A 1,181-nucleotide genomic window follows, 5' to 3' on the forward strand; every position below is an offset into this window, starting at 1 on the left:
TCTCTGTACACGACAAATTTCACAGAACCCTTATCCTATCAGGGTTCTGCCTTCTTAAAATTGCCAAAATTTCCTTAAACTCTTCTTTTTTCCCAAAACCAATTAAACGCTGAATCGCCATTTGAACATAGTCTAAACCATAGCGAAATAAACTCATTGAGAGTCGTCCATGCTTCTTTATTTTTATCGCTTTTTTTTGATCATGTTGCCATTCACCCGTTAAGTAACACCAACAGAAGCTTATAGCTAACACCGCAATCAATTTTTTCACTCGTCTAGGGTCTGTCAAGCGCGTATTTTCAAGATTAAACCCGCGTCCTTTGAGACAACTGAATAAGGTTTCAATTTCCCAGCGTAATGCATAATCCTGAATAGCATTGGCATTAAACTGAGGAGAAACGACGAGTAAAAGCTCTCCATTTTCTAACTGTAGTGCACTTATATATAGTTTCACCCGACCAACCAAAATCCGTCGTTTACGACATTCAATTTGACCAACTTTAAGATGGCGAAATAAATCACTAATTTTATGATTCTTTCCTAAATGATTGGTGACAATGAAGTTTTTTTAACACGAATGCAGAAGTTGATGTCTTGTTCAATTAACCATGTAAACCACTGCTCACCGATAAACTCTCTGTCTGCGAACACATTCACAATACGGTCTTTACCAAAAATGGCTATAAAGCGTTGAATCAAAGCAATACGCTCTTTCGTATCTGAATTTCCACGTTTATTAAGCAATGTCCAAAGGATAGGTATCGCTATTCCACGATAAACGATTGCGAGCATCAGGATATTAATATTTCGTTTTCCCCATTTCCAATTGGTTCTATCTAAAGTCAGTTGCACTTGGTCGAATGAAAACATATTGAAAATCAACTGAGAAATTTGACGATAATCAAAATACTGACCTGCAAAGAAGCGCTGCATACGTCGATAAAATGATTGTGGTAAGCACTTGATGGGCAAGGCTTTAGATGCAGAAGAAAGATTACATGTTTGCTTTAAAATAATCACAAGCATGATGAGCGCAAAGCACTTTAAATGTGACTTGTTCCATTTTAGATATTTGTTTAAGATAAGATATAACTCATTGAGATGTGTCATAGTATTCGTCGTTAGAAAACAATTATTATGACATTATTTCAATGAGTTATCTATTTTTATCGTGTACAGAG

Annotated in this window: 1 protein-coding gene; it reads right to left on the reverse strand. The window is 35.8% G+C overall.

The features are described from left to right. Positions 1–19: 19 nt before the first annotated feature. Positions 20–1,110, reverse strand: a protein-coding gene (locus J663_RS19250; RefSeq protein WP_085940413.1) for an IS4-like element ISAba1 family transposase whose coding sequence is annotated in 2 segments (ribosomal slippage) — positions 20–570 and positions 570–1,110 — 1,092 coding nt in all. Because the reading frame shifts where the segments join, the coding sequence is not laid out codon by codon here. Between the last annotated feature and the right edge of the window lie 71 nt (positions 1,111–1,181).

It is taken from the genome of Acinetobacter sp. 826659, from assembly GCF_000588515.1.
Classification (GTDB): Bacteria; Pseudomonadota; Gammaproteobacteria; order Pseudomonadales; family Moraxellaceae; genus Acinetobacter; species Acinetobacter pittii.